This is a genomic window from uncultured Albimonas sp. (assembly GCF_963977235.1).
In the GTDB taxonomy this organism is placed as follows: Bacteria; Pseudomonadota; Alphaproteobacteria; order Rhodobacterales; family Rhodobacteraceae; genus Albimonas.
This window is the reverse complement of record NZ_CAXBOD010000081.1, coordinates 1-16,750: the sequence shown is the minus strand read 5'-3', so window position 1 is coordinate 16,750 and position 16,750 is coordinate 1. Positions and strand designations below refer to the sequence as shown.

General features: G+C 73.2%; 15 protein-coding genes and 1 tRNA gene. 7 read left to right on the top strand and 9 right to left on the bottom strand.

From position 1 onward, the window contains the following. Positions 1-119: 119 nt before the first annotated feature. Both AAC134_RS21765 and ctaD read right to left on the bottom strand, forming a co-directional pair. The gene (locus AAC134_RS21765; RefSeq protein ID WP_339951531.1) at positions 120-668 is read right to left on the bottom strand and encodes a DUF2244 domain-containing protein; all 549 of its coding nucleotides are present in this window, start codon (positions 666-668) and stop codon (positions 120-122) included. 14 nt (positions 669-682) lie between these two features. Further along, the gene (gene ctaD / locus AAC134_RS21760; protein ID WP_339951529.1) at positions 683-2,326 is read right to left on the bottom strand and encodes a cytochrome c oxidase subunit I; all 1,644 of its coding nucleotides are present in this window, start codon (positions 2,324-2,326) and stop codon (positions 683-685) included. Positions 2,327-2,839: 513 nt separating this feature from the next. Here ctaD and AAC134_RS21755 point away from each other — a divergent pair. Together AAC134_RS21755 and AAC134_RS21750 are read left to right on the top strand one after the other, a co-directional pair. Further along, entirely contained in the window at positions 2,840-4,405 is a 1,566-nt protein-coding gene (locus tag AAC134_RS21755) for a tannase/feruloyl esterase family alpha/beta hydrolase (RefSeq protein WP_339951527.1), read from the top strand. Between the two features lie 133 nt (positions 4,406-4,538). Further along, the gene (locus AAC134_RS21750; protein WP_339951525.1) at positions 4,539-4,934 is read left to right on the top strand and encodes a hypothetical protein; all 396 of its coding nucleotides are present in this window, start codon (positions 4,539-4,541) and stop codon (positions 4,932-4,934) included. Between the two features lie 171 nt (positions 4,935-5,105). On the opposite strand, the gene lipB is transcribed toward AAC134_RS21750, so the two are convergent. Beyond that, complete coding sequence (lipB, locus tag AAC134_RS21745; protein WP_339951523.1) at positions 5,106-5,762, bottom strand: lipoyl(octanoyl) transferase LipB; 657 nt, start codon at positions 5,760-5,762, stop codon at positions 5,106-5,108. Positions 5,763-6,317: 555 nt separating this feature from the next. Here lipB and AAC134_RS21740 point away from each other — a divergent pair. Beyond that, positions 6,318-6,404, top strand: a tRNA-Leu gene (locus AAC134_RS21740). 95 nt (positions 6,405-6,499) lie between these two features. Here the strand turns inward: AAC134_RS21740 and arsC are convergent. The 3 genes from arsC to AAC134_RS21725 are packed head-to-tail and all read right to left on the bottom strand — an operon-like array spanning position 6,500 to position 8,370. Next, entirely contained in the window at positions 6,500-6,856 is a 357-nt protein-coding gene (gene arsC, locus AAC134_RS21735) for an arsenate reductase (glutaredoxin) (RefSeq protein ID WP_339951521.1), read from the bottom strand. After that, positions 6,853-7,926, bottom strand: a complete 1,074-nt coding sequence (arsB, locus tag AAC134_RS21730) for an ACR3 family arsenite efflux transporter (RefSeq protein WP_339951519.1) — start codon at positions 7,924-7,926, stop codon at positions 6,853-6,855. Before arsB ends, arsC begins: the two co-directional genes overlap by 4 nt. Positions 7,927-7,962: 36 nt before the next feature. Further along, positions 7,963-8,370, bottom strand: a complete 408-nt coding sequence (locus tag AAC134_RS21725) for a metalloregulator ArsR/SmtB family transcription factor (RefSeq protein ID WP_339951517.1) — start codon at positions 8,368-8,370, stop codon at positions 7,963-7,965. Between the two features lie 180 nt (positions 8,371-8,550). On the opposite strand from AAC134_RS21725, the gene AAC134_RS21720 reads away from it, so the two are divergent. After that, positions 8,551-9,897, top strand: coding sequence for an MFS transporter (locus tag AAC134_RS21720; protein WP_339951515.1), 1,347 nt, complete (start codon positions 8,551-8,553; stop codon positions 9,895-9,897). 4 nt (positions 9,898-9,901) lie between these two features. Here the strand turns inward: AAC134_RS21720 and AAC134_RS21715 are convergent, their stop codons facing one another. Continuing rightward, positions 9,902-10,561: an NnrU family protein gene (locus tag AAC134_RS21715; RefSeq protein ID WP_339951513.1), complete on the bottom strand. Its 660-nt coding sequence runs from the start codon at positions 10,559-10,561 to the stop codon at positions 9,902-9,904. Between the two features lie 414 nt (positions 10,562-10,975). Between AAC134_RS21715 and AAC134_RS21710 the strand changes: the two genes are divergently transcribed. From AAC134_RS21710 to AAC134_RS21700, 3 genes are all read left to right on the top strand, one after another. Further along, the gene (locus tag AAC134_RS21710; protein WP_339951511.1) at positions 10,976-12,349 is read left to right on the top strand and encodes an MFS transporter; all 1,374 of its coding nucleotides are present in this window, start codon (positions 10,976-10,978) and stop codon (positions 12,347-12,349) included. Positions 12,350-12,418: 69 nt separating this feature from the next. Next, entirely contained in the window at positions 12,419-12,883 is a 465-nt protein-coding gene (locus AAC134_RS21705; protein WP_339951509.1) for a YcgN family cysteine cluster protein, read from the top strand. A gap of 40 nt (positions 12,884-12,923) precedes the next feature. Further along, on the top strand, positions 12,924-13,982 hold the full coding sequence (locus AAC134_RS21700) for a beta-eliminating lyase-related protein (protein WP_339951507.1): 1,059 nt from the start codon (positions 12,924-12,926) through the stop codon (positions 13,980-13,982). A 104-nt stretch (positions 13,983-14,086) separates the two neighbouring features. Here the strand turns inward: AAC134_RS21700 and AAC134_RS21695 are convergent, their stop codons facing one another. After that, complete coding sequence (locus AAC134_RS21695) at positions 14,087-15,193, bottom strand: hypothetical protein (protein ID WP_339951505.1); 1,107 nt, start codon at positions 15,191-15,193, stop codon at positions 14,087-14,089. Between the two features lie 157 nt (positions 15,194-15,350). Beyond that, positions 15,351-16,406, bottom strand: coding sequence for an Hsp33 family molecular chaperone HslO (locus tag AAC134_RS21690; RefSeq protein ID WP_339951503.1), 1,056 nt, complete (start codon positions 16,404-16,406; stop codon positions 15,351-15,353). Positions 16,407-16,750: the final 344 nt, after the last annotated feature.

Genomic DNA, 16,750 nt, shown 5'->3' with positions numbered 1-16,750 from the left:
GCTCAGGCATCAACAGCGACGGACGGCTTCGGAGGACAGGCGCGGCCTCTGTTCTCTGGTGAGTTCAGAAGCGCCCGTCCCGCGGCCCCCGGCCGCGCACTCCCAGGCGACTCCCCCGCTCAGCGCTCGCCAACCGCCCCCCGGGCGCGCGCCATCGCCATCTCGATCTGCTCGGCCAGGTCCTCTCGCTCCTCCGGACTGAGGAACGCCCCCAGTTCGATCTCGCGCCCGCCGCCCTTCAGCGTCAGATAGTTCTGCGGCCGCCCGTCGGGATGCAGCTTCAACCGGACCCAGTGGGGATTGGCCTGCCAGCGCAGCACCCGGCCCGAGGGCTCATGCCGCTCGACCGCCATCAGGTCGGGCCACAGGCGCAGGCGTTCGTGCAGCGACAGGTCGCGCGCGTTGCGGCGCAGGAACCAGCCCAGCGCCCCGAGCGCGCCCAGCACGAACGGCAGCAGCCCGAGCGCCACCTTGCTGCCCGCAAGCGCGATCATCGGCAGCGACAGCATCGTGGCCGCGCCCCCCATCACGATCCGGTAGCCCCGCCGCCCCAGCGACAGGTTGGGCCACAGCGTGACCTCGTAGAGCGGCGGGTCGGAACGGCCGACGGCCGGGGGTTCCCCCCCGGCCGTCTCGATCTGTCCCGCCTTGTCGGCGTTCGCCTCCACGATGGACCTCTCGGTCAGTGGTGAGGCTGCTTGTCCCACATGTCCGGGGTCGGCAGCGTCTCGAACGTGTGGGCCGGCGGCGGGTTGGGCAGCGTCCACTCGAGGGTGTCGGCGTGCTCGCCCCAGTAGGCCTTCTCGGTGATCTTCTCGCCCTTCGTGACCGTCACCCAGACGATGTAGAAGAACAGGAGGAACGACAGGCCCGAGAGGAAGGCGCCGTAGGAGCTGACCTGGTTCCACAGCGCGAACTGCTCGGGATAGTCGATGTAGCGCCGCGGCATGCCCTGACGGCCCAGGAAGTGCTGGGGGAAGAAGGTCAGGTTGGCGCCGATGAACATCATCCAGAAGTGGATCTTGCCCAGCGTCTCGGGGTACTGGCGGCCGGTCATCTTGCCGATCCAGTAATAGACGCCGGCGAAGATGCAGAACACCGCGCCCAGCGACATCACGTAGTGGAAGTGAGCGACCACGTAGTAGGTGTCGTGATAGGCCCGGTCGACGCCGGCCTGCGACAGCACCACGCCGGTCACGCCGCCCACGGTGAACAGGAAGATGAAGCCCAGGGCCCACAGCATGGGCGTCTTGAAGCTGATCGACCCGCCCCACATCGTCGCGATCCACGAGAAGATCTTGATGCCCGTGGGGACCGCGATGACCATCGTGGCCAGCATGAAGTAGGCCTGCTGAGTGTGGGACATGCCCACGGTGTACATGTGGTGCGCCCACACGACGAAGCCCAGCACGCCGATGCCGATCATGGCGTAGACCATGCCCAGGTAGCCGAACACAGGCTTCTTGGAGAAGGTCGAGATCACGTGGCTGACGATGCCGAAGCCCGGCACGATGATCATGTAGACCTCGGGGTGCCCGAAGAACCACAGCAGGTGCTGATACAGCACCGGGTCCCCGCCGCCGGCCGGATCGAAGAAGGTCGTGCCGAAGTTGCGGTCGGTCAGCAGCATGGTGATGGCGCCGGCCAGGACGGGCAGCGACAGCAGGATCAGGAAGGCGGTCACGAAGATCGACCACGCGAACAGCGGCGTCTTGTGCAGGGTCATGCCCGGCGCGCGCATGTTCAGGAAGGTCGTGATCATGTTGATCGCGCCCAGGATCGACGAGGCGCCCGAGACGTGGACCGCGAAGATAGCGAGATCCATCGAGTACCCGGCCTCACGCGTGGACAACGGCGCATATAGCACCCAGCCCACGCCGGAGCCCAGTTGCTGGTCTCCGCCCGGCGACACCACCGACAGCACCGCCAGCGTCGAGCCGGCCGCGTACATCCAGTAGCTGAGGTTGTTCATCCGCGGGAACGCCATGTCCGGCGCGCCGATCATCAGCGGCATGAAGTAGTTGCCGAACCCGCCGAACAGCGCCGGGATCACCACGAAGAACATCATCAGGATGCCGTGGGCGGTGATCATCACGTTCCACAGATGGCCGTTCGGCGTGACGCCGTCCTCCATCAGCATGTACTGCACGCCCGGCTCCATGAGCTCGAGCCGCATGTACATGGTGAAGGCCACCGAGATCAGCCCGAGCACCGCGGAGGTGATCAGGTAAAGGACCCCGATGTCCTTGTGATTGGTCGAGAGGAACCACCGGGTGAAGAACCCCGGGTGGTGGTCGTCATGCGCGTGGGCCGCCGCATCCGCCATGTCTGCACTCCTGCCGCAAGCCGGAACGACGCCTGCCCGACGCCGATTCCGGTCCGGGGCTCCCTCGCCCCGGGGAATGTCTCGTTCGCGGGATCAGCCCGATCGGCCGAACCCCGCAACGGTTGATACGACGAATGCAGCCCGCCGGATCAACCTCGTCCCCCTGGAAAAGCCTGGCGTCCGCAACGCGGGCGCGAGGACTCCCCGAAGTCTGCGCGGACCATACCGATTTTGCCGGCGACGTCTACGCGACCGTTTCGCCGCTGGCCCGACGCCTCCGCGCAAGGGGCGCAGCGGCGCGGCGCGGCGTCGCGGCGGCCCCCGATCGGGGCCGCGCGCACGCCGAATCCCTTTCCGGAGGGGCCGCGCACGCTCCGAATTCTACGCGCAGGACGTGTGATTTCAAGCGGCGGCGGCCGCCGGGATCGCCCTGGCGACAATTTCGTCCGGACAACCATAAAGCATGGTATCCTTATTGTCTGAACCTTTCCCGGACGCACAGAGGACACGCCCATGCCCATCCCCCTCCCGCGCCTGCCGCTGGCGCTCGCCGCGCTGACCACGACGGCGCTCGCGCCGCTGGGCGCGACGGCGGCCCCCACCGCCGATTCCTGCGCCGCCTTCTCCCAGGCCTACGGGATGCCCGACGTCGAGATCGCCTCGGTCGAACCCGTCGCGGACGATGCCGGCGCCTTCGCCTATTGCGACCTGCGCGGGACCATCGGCGGCAACATCGGCTTTGCCGTGCACCTGCCCGCCGCGTGGAACGGCCGCTTCCTGATGGTGGGCAACGGCGGCAAGGCGGGCGAGCTCGAGCTCGAGGCGATGGCCCCCCACCGCGCGAAGGGCTTCGCCACGGCCACCACCGACGCGGGCCATTCCGACGCGATCGAGGACCAGGCCTCGGCCCGCTTCGGCAAGGGCTCGATGGAGATGGAGCTCGATTTCGCCTACCGCGCCCCGCACGAGACCGCCGTGGTCGCCAAGGACATCGTCGAGGAGTTCTACGCCTCTGCGCCGTCCTATTCCTACTGGGCCGGCTGCTCGACCGGCGGCCGTCAGGGGATGATGGAGGCGCAGCGTTACCCCACCGACTTCGACGGCTATGCGATTGGCGCGCCGGTCTACCCCTACACCTACGCCCAGATCTCGGCGCCCGCCTTCGCCGCCCGGCTGTTCGGCGAGGATCCCGCGGGCGAGGCCCCGCTGATCTCGGCCGAGCAGATCCTGGCGCTGGGCAAGCATGTCACCGCCAAATGCGATGCGCTCGACGGGCTGGAAGACGGGCTGATCGACGACCCGCGGGCCTGCGAATTCGACCCAGCCCTCGACCTGCCCCGCTGCGAGACCGCCGAGGCCCCCGCCGACGGCTCCTGCGCCACCGACGCCCAGGTCGAGGCGCTGGCGCTGATCTACGCGGGCGCGAAGACCTCGACCGGCGAGGAGGTGGTCCCCGGCCTCCTGCCCGGCGCCGAGGCGATCAAGGGCGGCTGGGACCTGTTCGTGACCAAGCCCGCCGAGTCCAAACGCCCGCCGCTGGCCCACATCATCGTGCACGACAGCTTCAACTGGCTGATGTTCCCCGAGGACCGGCCCGACTTCAACTATGTGACCGACTTCGACTTCGACACGCACCCCGAGGAGATGGCGCGCTTCAAGGGCAAGATCTACAACGCCGACGACCCCGACCTGGACGCGATGACGAAGCTCGGGGGCAAGATGCTGATGTATCACGGCTGGGCGGACGTGGGCATCAACCCGCTGTTCTCGATCCGCTACCTCGAGAGCGTCGAGGCCCGCCTCGCCGAGCAGGGCGCGCAGGATCCAAAGGCCGCCGCCGCCGAGATCCTGCGCCTCTACATGATCCCCGGCATGGTCCACTGCCGCGGCGGCGTCGGCTTCGACCGCGTCGACTGGATCGAGCCGCTGATGGCCTGGGTCGAGGAAGGCGTCGCCCCCGAGGCGATCGAAGGCGCCAACGCCGCGGGCGACACCCGCCCCCACTGCCCCTACCCCCAGACCGCCCGCTGGGACGGCGCGGGCGAGGCCGACTCGGCCGCGAGCTTCGCCTGCGAGTGATCCGTCAGCGACGCGGGGGAGGCGCGACCGCGCCTCCCCCGCCGGACGTCTTCCGCGCCCGCGCCAAGGTCTCGTTCGCGATCCGGCCGGGGTCGCGCTAGGCTCGCGCTCGACCGGACCGAAGGAGAGCTCCATGACCCCTGCCCATCCCGCCCGCGCCCTGCGCCTCGCGCTTCCCGCGCTCCTGCTTTCGGGCCTCGCGGCGCCCGCCCTGGCCGAGCCGATTCGTCTGGGGATGGACATCGAGGGCGAGGCCCCGATCGCCACGGCCTTCGCGCTCGATTCGTCCTGCGCCTCGACCGGGACGCCCACGGCCGCGATCTCCGCCTCGCCGCGGCTCGGCCGGGTCGAGTCGCGCAGCCTCATGGCCGAGGTCCCCCAGGGCCCCTGCGCCGGCCAGCAGGCCGAGGGGGTGGAGTTCGTGTTCCACGCCTACAGCCAGAAGGGGGTGGAGACCTTCACCCTGACCATCGAGAACGCCACCGTCGGCGGCGGCGCCCACGACGTCGAGGTGAACGTGCGCGACTGACGCGCGCCCCTTCCGCCCCAACGGCGCCGACGGCCCCGACGGCCGCGCGCGCGAGGCTGCGCCGCCAGGGCGCGCCCCGGGCTCGACCCGGGGCCGCTGCCCGACCGCGATCGGCGGGCGGTCGAGGGTCGCGCCCGGGGCGCGGCTCGCCCCGGGCGCCGCCGTCCGGCCTCAGCCCACCGGGCCGAACACGTCCTCGAACGCCTCGCGCAGGGCCATGTCGAGCTCGGGCATCGACACGATCAGGCCGAGGTCGGCGAGCGAGGTCACCCCGTATCCCGCGATCCCGCAGGGCACGATTCCCGAGAAATGCTCCAGCTCCGGCTCGAGGTTGATCGAGACGCCGTGGAAGCTGACCCAGTTGCGCAGGCGCAGGCCGATGGCGGCGATTTTGTCCTCGGCCGGCGCGCCGTCGGGGCCGGGCGCCTTCTCGGGGCGGACCACCCAGACGCCGACGCGGCCGGGGCGGCGCTCGCCGGGGACGCCGAAGGCCGCGAGGGTGCGAATCACCCATTCCTCCAGCCGGTCGACAAAGACCCGCAGGTCCCGCCCCCGCCGATTGAGGTCCAGCATCGCGTAGGCCACCCGCTGGCCGGGCCCGTGATAGGTGTATTCGCCCCCGCGCCGCGCCTCGAAAACCGGGAACCGGTCGGGCGCCAGCAGGTCCTGCGGCCGGGCCGAGGTTCCCGCGGTGTAGAGAGGCGGATGCTCCAGCAGCCAGACGAGCTCGTCCGCGCGGCCCTGGCGGATGGCGGCGACCCGCGCCTCCATCTCGTCGAGCGCCTGCGGATAGGGGATCAGCCCCTCGCTGATGCGCCACTCGGTCATGGCGGCTCCCTCGACTCGCGGCCCGTGGCGTCCCGCGGGCCGAGGTATCGCCCCCCGGCCCCCCTCACGGCAAGCGTTGCGCCTGCGCCGCCCTCCGCCGGGCTTTTTGAGCGGCGACGCCCTCCGACGGGCTTTGTGCCGGCGACGCCCTCCGACAGACTTTGTGGCGGCGACGGCCCGCGCCCCCGCGAATCCGTCACGCTCCCGTCACGCCGCCAGGCGCATCACCTCTCCACGGCCCGCCGGCAAGCGACGCGCCGCGGCCCGCCGGCCGGTCCGGCGGCTGCAGCGCCCGTCAGGCGGACCCGCGAGTCAGGCGCCGCCCCCAGCCCGAACGGGCGGGAGCGCGCGCCGGGGGGGACCTGAGCGGAGTCGTGGGGACTCCCGCTCGGTCCTGGGGCCCCGGTCCCGGCTTCCGAGCCGGGACCGGGGCTCTCCAATCGTCTCCGCAAGCCGCCCTCGCGCAGATTGACGCCGGGAACCTTCGCCAAGCGCGTCCGGGGGGCTTCACAAGCCCGTCGGCCGGTGCTAGATGCCGCGTCGCCTGATGAGGCCGCGGTCGTGGCGGAATTGGTAGACGCGCAGCGTTGAGGTCGCTGTGGGGTAACTCCCGTGGAAGTTCGAGTCTTCTCGACCGCACCACATCAGGGCTCCGGGATCGGAGCGAAGCAGCGCCGGCGCCCCTCTGGGTCGCCGGCGCTTCTCGTTTCAGGGGACGGCCGTGTCAGGGCGCTGGGTCAGGGCGCGTCGAGAATCTCCCGCACCCGCTCGGGCGGACGGCACAGGCGCACGCCGCGCGGGGTCTCGACGATGGGCCGCTCGATCAGGCGGGGATGGGCGAGCATCGCCTCGATCAGGCGCGCGTCCGACAGCGAGGGTTCGGCGAGGCCAAGCTCGGCGTAGGCGGCCTCGCCCCGGCGCAGGAGATCGCGGGGACGCAGCTCCATTGCGGCCAGCAGGGCCTCCAGCCGGGGGCGGTCGGGGGGCGTCTCGAGATAACGCACGATCCGGGGCTCGACGCCCGAGTCGCGGATCAGGGCCAGCGTGGCGCGCGATTTCGAGCAGGCGGGGTTGTGGAAGATCGTCACGCTCATCGCGCAGCACCCTCGGTCGGGAACCAGCCGCGGGTGCGGTTGGCGAAGGCCACCAGCGACAGCATCACCGGCACCTCGACCAGCACCCCCACCACGGTCGCGAGCGCCGCGCCCGAGTCGAGGCCGAACAGGCTGATCGCCACGGCCACCGCCAGCTCGAAGAAGTTCGAGGCGCCGATCAGCGCGCAGGGCGCCGCGACCGAGAACGGCACGCGGGCGAGCCGCGCCGCGAAATAGGCCAGAAAGAAGATCCCGTAGGACTGGATCAGCAGCGGCGCGGCGATCATGCCGATGGCCAGCGGCCGGTCGAGGATCACCCCGCCCTGGAAGCCGAACAGCAGCGTCACCGTCAGCAGCAGGCCGCCGGTGGCGGCCGGGCGCGCGCGCTCCTTGAACGCCGCGACCGCCGCCTCGCCGCCGTGTAGGACCAGGCGCGCGCGCACCGCGGCGCCGGCCAGCAGGGGCGCCACGACATAGAGGCCCACCGACAGCAGCAGCGTGCCCCAGGGGACCTCGATGTCGCCCACCCCCAGCAGCAGCGCCACGATGGGGGCGAAGGCGAAGACCATGATCACGTCGTTCACGCTGACCTGCACCAGCGTGTAGGTCGGATCGCCCCGGGTCAGGTTCGACCACACGAAGACCATCGCCGTGCAGGGGGCCGCGCCCAGCAGGATCAGGCCGGCCAGCCACTCGCGCCCCTCGGCCGGGTCGATCCAGGGGGCGAAGATGTGCTGGAAGAACAGCACCCCCAGCGCCGCCATGCTGAAAGGCTTCACCAGCCAGTTCACCACCAGCGTGATCGCCAGCCCCCGCGGCCGGTCGCGCACGTGCGAGAGGGAGCCGAAGTCGACTCCCACCATCATCGGGAACACCATCGCCCAGATCAGCGCCGCCACGGGCAGGTTGACGCTCGCGACCTCCCACCCCGCCAGCGTCTGGAAGGCGCCGGGCGCGAGCTCGCCCAGCAGCAGGCCCGCGCCCATCGCCAGCGCCACCCACAGCGACAGGCCTCTCTCGAACAGGCCCAGGCCCCCGGGGGCGGGGGCGGCGGTGGCGTCATCGGTCACGCGGCGGTTCCTTGGTCATGAGGCGGGGGCGCCGGATCAGGGCGCGGAGGTCGCAGGCCGCGCCGGGCCCGAGGCAGGCGTGCCGGACGCGCGAAGGTCGCCCGAGGGCGCCTGGCAGGCGCAGGCGATCTCCTCGATCAGGGGGGCGCACAGCTCGGGCCGGCCCCCGCAGCAGTCCTGCAGCAGGAACCCCAGCAGGCGGCGCAGCCCGTCGAGGTCGGCGGCATAGCGGATCGAGCGGCCCTCGCGCCGGCTGCGCAGCAACCCGGCCTGCTGGAGAATCGCGAGGTTCGAAGACAGCGTGTTGTGGCGCACATCGAGCCGGGCCGCGATCTCGCCGGCGGGCAAGCCGCCCTCCCCCGCCCCGATCAGCAGGCGGAAGGCGTCGAGCCGGGTCGGCTGGCCAAGGGCCGCGAAAGCGGCGAGAGCCTCGGATGCGTCCATATGTCGGGAAATATCGAAGCATTGCGCGCAAGGCAAGCCCCCAACGCGCCCCCGACCCGCCCCCGACGCGCCCCCAACCTGCGCACGACCTGAGAGGTCATCGACTCGTCGCGAGTCGCCCGCCTATGTTCGCCCGCAGAGCACCGCGCCGGCAGACGCGCGGGCCCGGAGGAGATCTGGATGACCGTCCCCCCGCAACCCGGCGCCGCCCCGGCGGCGCGCCCGCGCCCTCGGCTCTACTACGGCTGGATCGTGGTCGGGGTGGCCTTCGTGACCATGGGCGTCGCGGTCACCGCGCGCACCGGCTTCGGCCTGCTGTTCCCCGAGGTGATCGCCGAATTCGGCTGGAACTCGGGCGTCACCTCGGGGGCGTTCTCGGTGGGCTTCCTGGCCTCGACCGCGTTCCTGCCGGTGGTCGGCTGGATGATGACCCGCTGGGGGCCGCGGGGAGCGATTCCCGTCGGCGCGGCGATGGTGGCGCTGGGCTATGTGGCGGCGACCCAGGTGACCACGCCGCTCGAGCTCTATGTGGCCTTCGGGCTGCTGGCGGTGAACGGCTCGATGGCGATGAGCTACATCTCGCACTCGATGTTCCTGCCCAACTGGTTCGTGCGCAACCGCGGGCTGGCGATCGGGCTGGCCTTCGCGGGGGTGGGGGTCGCCTCGGTGGCGCTGCTGCCCGCGATGCAGTGGCTGATCGAGACCGAGGGCTGGCGCGCGGCCTGCCTCGCCATGGCCGCGATCACGGCGGTGGCGATCATCCCGCTGAACCTCGCCTTCCAGCGCACCCGCCCCGAGGACATGGGCCTGCTGCCCGACGGCGAGACCGCCCCCGAGCCCGGCGACGCGCCCCGCCCGGTGGTCGACGCGGTGGTGGACCGCAAGTGGGCCGAGACAGACTGGACGCTGGCGCTGGCGATCCGCACCTCGCGGTTCTGGTGGGTGGCCGCGGGCTATTTCTGCGGACTGTTCATCTGGTACGCGATCCAGGTCCACCAGACCCGGTTCCTGATCGACCAGGGGTTCGGGACCGGCGTCGCGGCGCTGGCGCTGGGCATGGTCGCCTTCTTCGGCATCGCCGGGCAGATCGGGGTCGGCGCCCTCTCGGACCGCTGGGGGCGCGAGGTGGGCTGGACGGTGGCCGGGGTGGGCTATGTCGGCGCCTCGGTCTGCCTGCTGCTGCTCGACCAGGCGCCCTCGGCGGCGCTGCTGTGGACGATGGTGGTGCTGCAGGGGCTGCTGGGCAACGGGGTGGCGGCGATCTTCGGCGCGATCCTGGCCGAGATCTTCCAGGGACGCCGCTTCCCCTCGATCCTGACCGCGATCAGCCTGGTGGCCAACATGGGGGCCGCGGCGGGCGTCTGGGCGCTGGGCCTGATCCGCGACCAGACCGGGGGCTATGCGGCGGGGTTCTGGCTGTGCCTCGCGCTGTCGGTGATCTGCATCCTGTGCATCTGGAAGGCGGCGCCGCGCAAGGTGCGGCTGGTCTCGCGCCAGGCCGCGCGCCGGGCGGCGCAGGCGGTCTGAGCGCTCACAGCCAGGCGGTCGGGTCGATCCCGATCGCCGGCCCGTGCAGCGCCAGCAGGAGGGCGAAAAGCAGCAGCCCCAGCCCCGCCTCGACCGCCAGCCGGGGCGAGGCGGCCCGGCGCAGCCGCATCGCCAGCGGTCCGGAGGCGAGCGCGAAGGCGGCCGTCTCCCCCCGCCGGCGCGCCCGCCCCTCTAGCGCGCGCATGCCGGCGAGGGCGAAAAGGGCGAACCCCGCGAACATCACGACCGAGACGAGGTCGCCGTTGGCCAGCGCATGGCTGCCTCCCCACAGCGCGAAGGCCCACAGGATCGGGTGGCGCGTCAGCGCCAGCACGCCGGGGCGCGCGGCGTCGGCCGGCCCCCCGCGGAAGGCGACCGAGACCGGGTTGGCCCGCCCCGCGCCCGCGGCCAGCAGGACGCAGGCCAGCGGCATCGCGACGAAGGGCGCCAAAGCCAGCGGGCGCGAGGGCGCCCAGAGCGCGACATGCGGCGCGCGGATCGCGGCCGAGACCAGCCAGGCCAGCAGCGCGGTCGAGAGCAGCGAATAGCCCAGCACCCAGCGTCGCCGCCCGATCCGCGCCACGGCCGCGGCGCGCAGGCCCGTGGCGGCGGGCGCGACGTGGGCGGCGAGGAATGCGGCGAAGGCGAGGACGAACTCCGTCATGCGCCCTCATCGCCCGAGGCGGCGGTTCGGGGCAAGCGCCGGACCCCGCCCCGATGCGCGGCATTCGACGCGTCTCGAGAGCGCCGCGACGACCCGCGCGCGCGTGGCGGGCCGCCCGCCCGCGGCGCGCGCCCGCGTCGGCGCGCGTGGCGACCGCGCCCGGCCCGACCGGCGCGTCCGGCCCGCCGACCGCGGCGCCGGCGTCGGACGCGCCCCGCGCCCCCCACGGGCGAGGCCGGGGGAGGCCCCTCCCTCTCCCGGCCACCGGCGCCCGCCCGCCACGCCTCCCTCCGCCGAAACGCGCCGCGGGCGGGCGGGCGCCACGCGCGCGACCGTGACGCGGCGCCAGCGCCCCCGCCCTTGACCTGCGCCGCCCCGGCGCGTCCCTTGGCCCCGACGCAGCTGGAGACCCCGATGACCCTTGCGAACAGGCGCAGCGACGAGGCCCGGGCGGCCGTCGAAGTCGGCGGTCCCGAGGGCGGCCCGCCCCCGCGCCAGCTCGACCTGCTGCGGGCGCGCCGGTTCTGGCCGCTGTTCTGGGTGCAGTTCCTCGGCGCCTTCAACGACCAGGTCTTCAAGAACGGCTTCATGGCCCTTCTGACCTGGCGGCTGGCCGAGCGCATGGACCTCGACATCGACGTCCACGTGCTGTTCGCCGGCGCGCTCTACATCCTGCCCTTCGCCCTCTTCGCCGCCGTCGCCGGCCAGATCGCCGACGCCGTCGACAAGGCGGTGATGATGCGCTGGGTGAAGGGGGCCGAGGTGGTGCTGATGGCGCTGGCGGCGCTGGCCTTCCAGCTCGAGAATCTCTGGCTGCTCTACCTGCTGCTGTTCCTGATGGGCGCGCAGTCGGCGTTCTTCGCGCCGATCAAGTACGCGGTCCTGCCCCAGTACCTCAAACGGCGCGAGCTGATGGCCGGCGCCGGCCTGGTGCAGTCGGCGACCTTCCTCGCGATCATCCTCGGCCAGATCCTGGGGCTGAAGGTGGCGCTGCTCGACGGCGGCGCGACGCTGGTCGGCGCGGCGGTGGTCTCGGTCGCCCTGCTCGGCTGGGCGGCGAGCTTCATGGCGCCCCCCGCCCCCCGCCAGGGCCGCCCCCCCGAGATCGACGTCACCGTGGTGCGCGCCATCCGCGACGTGGTGCGCGACTGCGCCCGCCGCCGCCGGCCGTTCTTCGCGATCCTGTGCATCAGCTGGTTCTGGTTCGCCGGCGCAACCTTCCTGACCCTGATCCTGCCCATCGCCAAGGAGACGCTCCACGCCTCCGAGGACGCCGCCCTGGTGCTGCTGTCGGCCTTCGTGGCGGGGCTCGCGCTGGGCGCGGCCCTGACCAACAGGGCGACCCGCGGCAGGATCGGCCTCGCCCTGCCGCCCGTGGGCGCGGTGGGCATCGCGGCCGGCGCGGCGCTGTTCTGGCTGGCCACGACCGCATACGGGACGGGGCTCGACCGGGCCGGGCCGCTGCTGGACGCGGGCGGCTTCCTCGCGCGCGGGGACGCCTGGGCGGTGCTGGGCGCGGCGGGTCTGCTGGCGACGTTCTGCGGCCTCTACGTGGCGCCGCTGAACGCGGTCTACATCGACGCCGCCCCGGCCGACGAGCGCGGGCGCTTCGTCGCCTGCTCCAACATCACCGACTCGGCGGCGATGGTGACCAGCTCGCTCTTCGCCATGGTCCTGCTGGCCCTCGGGCTGGCGCGCGAGGAAGTCTTCGCCGTCGTCGGCCTGACCGGCCTGATCGCCGCGGCCGTGATCCTGCGCGCCCGCGGGCGCTTCGAGGCGGGCGACTGACCGCCCGCGAAGCCCTCCGCCCCAAAGTCGCCGCTGGACCTTCGCGCGCCGCGGCGCCACAACGCCCCGATGACCCTCGCCCCCGACTTCTGGAAGACCACCCCCCTCGCCGAGATGACCCGCGAGGAATGGGAGGCGCTCTGCGACCGCTGCGGCCGCTGCTGCCTGGTGAAGCTCGAGGACGAGGACACCGAGGAGCTGATCTACACCCGCGTGCACTGCCGTCTCTACGACCCCAAGGCCTGCGGCTGCCGCAACTACCCGCTGCGCCGCACGCTGGTGCCCGGCTGCGTGAACCTGACGCCCGAGACGCTCGAGGACGCCAAGGCCTGGATGCCCACCACCTGCGCCTATCGCCTGCTGGCCGACGGCCAGGATCTGCCCGACTGGCATCCGCTGGTCACCGGCGACCCGACCTCGACCCGCCGCGCGGGCATCGCGGCGGACGGGCGCAACTTCCCCGGCCGCCTGATCCCCGAGGAGCGGGTGGACGAGGACGACCTGCAGGACTACGCGCTCGACAAGCCGCTCTGAGCGGCCGCGCCGCCCGCTCTCTTCCGAGGATCCCCTTCCGATGATGTTCGCCTCCGACAACGCCGGCCCCGCCGCCCCCGAGCTGATGGAGGCGGTCGTCGCGGCGAACGCCGGATCCGCGATGCCCTACGGCGCCGACCCGCTGACCGCCTCGGTCACCGAGCGGGTGCGCGAGATCTTCGAGGCGCCGGACGCGCAGGTCTTCCTGCTCGCGACCGGCACCGCGGCCAACGCCCTGGCGCTGAGCGCGCTCGCCGCGCCCTGGAGCGCGATCTTCTGCCACCGCCACGCCCATATCGAGGAAGACGAGTGCGGCGCGCCGGAGTTCTACACCGGCGGCGCCAAGCTGACCCTGGTCGAGGGCGAGCATGCCCGGATCGACGCCGACGCGCTGTCCCGGGCTCTGAAGGCCACGGCCAACGCCAGCGTGCACAACGTCCAGCGCGGGGCGCTGTCGCTGACCCAGGCGACCGAGCTGGGCGCGATCTACACGCCCGCGCAGGTGCGGGCGCTCTCGGACCTCGCCCGGGCGCACGGACTGCCGGTGCACATGGACGGGACGCGGTTCTCGAACGCCGTGGCGCGGCTGGGCTGCACGCCGGCGGAGCTGACCTGGAAGGCGGGGGTGGACGTGCTGTGCCTGGGCGCCTCGAAGTGCGGGGCGATGGCGGCCGAAGCGGTGATCTTCTTCAACCCCGACGCGGCGCGCGCCTGGGAGTTCCAGCTTCGCCGCAAGCGCGGCGGGCACCTGTTCTCCAAGATGCGCTACGTGGCCGCCCAGATGGACCGCTGGCTGACCGACGGCCTGTGGCTGGAGCTTGCGGGACGGGCCAATGCCGCCGCCGACCGGCTGGCGGCGGGGCTGAGCGAGGGCAACCTCGCCACGCTCGTCCACCCGGTCGAGGCCAACGCGCTGTTCGTCTCCCTGCCCCGCGCGGCCCACCGGCGGCTGCACGCGGCCGGGGCGCAGTATTACCTTTGGCCCCCCGGCCAGACGCTCGAGGGGCCTGAGGACGAGATGCTGACCTGCCGCCTGGTATGCAACTGGGCGACCGAAGAGGCAGAGGTCGACGCCTTCCTCGCCGCCGCCCGCGGCTGACCCTACGCGCCGGGCGCGGGGGGGGCGCGCCAGCCCCGCGGAGAGTTGACAGCTGTCAACTCGCGCCCCGCCGGTCCCGCGCTTCGACCCGGCCTGTCAGGCTTTCAGACGAAGAACAGGTCGTCGAACCCCGGCGCCGAGCCCCGCTCGGTGTCGAACCGGCCGATCGCCTCGCCGAACAGCAGCGTGTTCGAGGTCCCGTCGGTCAGGTCCAGCACCGCGAAGTCCGAGCGGCGGACCGGCCCGTCGATCCCCTCGATCCGGCAGCGGTCCACGCCCGGCTCGAAGTCGACGATCAGGATCGTGTTCGAGGTTCCGTCGCGCACCAGCCCGAACACGTCGCGCCCGCCGCCGCCGAAGAACACGTCCTCGCCCCCGCCCCCCACGAAGCGGTCCCGGCCGGCCTCGCCATAGAGCAGGTCGTCCCCGGCGCCGCCGTTCAGCAGATCCGCGCCGCGTCCGCCGTGCAGCGTGTCGCGCCCGCCGTCGCCATAGAGCGAGTCGCCGCCGCCGTCTCCATAGAGCGCGTCGCGCCCCTTCCCGCCATGGATCAGGTCCGCCCCGCCCCCGCCATGGGCGGTGTCGTTCCCGCCGCGCCCGCGCCAGGCGTCGTCGCCCCCGCCCAGCGAGACGGTGTTCGCGTTCCCGTCCCCGCCCGCCGCGCCCTGCCCGGCCGAGGGCGCCCGCGCGGCCGGATCGATGCCGGCAAGCCCGCTCGCGTCCGCCTCGCCCTCGAGAAGGGCCAGAGGCAGCGCGCTCTCGCCCCCGGCGCCGCCGAGCGGCAGGGCGTCGGCCCGGCTCGGCTCAAGGACCGGGAAGCTGGGCGCGGCCGCGGTCCCTTCGGCGCGGAGCGGGAAGGCCTCCGGGGCGCAAGGGGCCGGGTCGACCGGATGCCGGTCGGCCCCGCTCGCCGCCCCGTCCGGGGCGAAGGCGAGGGCGCCGGTCGGCAGGGTCGGATCGACGAGGCCGCCCTCAGGGGACGCCCCGCCCGCGTCTCCGGCCCGGCCGCCCGAGGCGTCTGCGGCCTGACCGCCCGAGTCGTCTGCCGCGTCCGCGGCCCGGGCCGCGGGCGATCCCGCGCGGCCCTCATGCTCGACCGCGCCGGGGGCGACCGGGGCGGGCGCGCCGCAGACCCCCGTCGCGGCGCCCGGCTGGACGCCGCCCACAGGACCGAACGCGCCTGTCGCGCGCGCCCGGAGAGCCTCTGCCATGACCATGAGACCGATCCCCCTGCCGCCGCGCGCCGACAGCGGGGCGGCGGGCTTTTGCCGGCCCCCTTGATACGCCGCGACGGGCCGCCGGCCCAGCGCTTTCCGCTACGTCGCGCGTCGGCGCGGAGCCGCCGGGCCGCGGGGCCCGGCGGGGCGATCAGGCCGAGGGGTCGCCCGCGTTGTCGCCGTCGCCCTCGGCCGGACGCTCGGCGTCGAAACCCAGGGTCTCGGGCTCGAACTCGTAATGGGCGCCGCAGAACTGGCAGTCGGCGGTGACCTTGCCGTCCTCGGTCGTCATGTGGCCGATGTCGCGCGCGGAATACTGGCGCAACGCCGTCACCACCTTCTCGGCCGAGCAGGTGCAGCCGAAACCGACGGGCAGAGGCTCCCACACGCGCGGGGTCTCCTCGTGGAACAGCCGCACCAGCAGCTCCTGGGGCGAGACGTGGGGGCCCAGCAGCTCATGCGTCTCGACGGTGTCGAGCAGCATGTTCACGCGGGTCCAGTCCTCCTCCTTGTCGCCCATCGCGGCGACGTCGGCGGCCATCATCACCCCGTCCTCGCCCGAGCCCCCGGTCCCGGGATGCAGCGGGCTGGCGGGGGGCATGTGCTGGAGCATCACGCCGCCCGCCCGCCAGGCGCCCGTCTGCCCCGGCGCCGCGGACTCGGCCGAGGCGATCGAGAAGCGGGTGGCGATCTGCTCGGACTGGGCGAAATAGGCCTCGGCGCTGGCGGCGAGCGAGCCGCCGGCCAGCGGGGTCAGGCCCTGGTAGGGCTGGCCCGAGCCGTGGTTGATGATCACCGCGAAGTAGCCCTTGCCGAACTGGGCGAAGGCGTCGGCGGCCTCGTCCAGGCGCTCGGGGTCGTAGCTGGCGTAGGCGCGCAGGCGGGCGGGGGCGCCCTCGTGCCCGGGGGCGAACCAGTCGGTGGCGACCAGCCGGATCGGCCCGTCGCCGCGCACCTGCAGCGACAGGCGCCACTGCAGCTTGAGGGTCTGGCCGATCAGGGCGGTCAGCATGGCCGCCTCGGCGACCAGGCCCGCGACGGGGCGCGGGTAGGCGTGCTGGCGCAGGATGTCGGCCAGCGTGGCGTCGAGCCGCGCCGCCCGTCCGCGGATGTCGCAGCGGTCGAGCTGGAAGGGCAGAACGGCGTCGTCTCCGGGGGCGCCGCCCGGGTGGACGGCGGACCCGCCGGCATGAAGGTCCAGCGGCATGGGAAGTCTCCTGGGGTCGGCGACAGGCCGGCCCGTTCGGGGCGCATATAGATTCCCTGCGCCGCAGACGCCACCCCCGCGGCCGGCGCCCCGCCCGTCCGATGTGGCGCCTGCGTCACGCAGGCAGGCGCCGCGCGACGCGCGCGCCGGTCGGAGCGGTTCCGCCCGCGGCGCGGTTGCAGCGGCGCGCGCCTTGCGGGCCGGGCCCGTTGCGGGCGCGGGCCACGACCCCGACGTCGGCGCCCCGAACAGGACGTCGCCCCGGGCGCCGCCTGTCCCGGGCGGCCCCCCCGCCCTGCGCCGCGGGCCGGACGCCCCCCCCCCGCGCGACGTCCGTCGCGGCG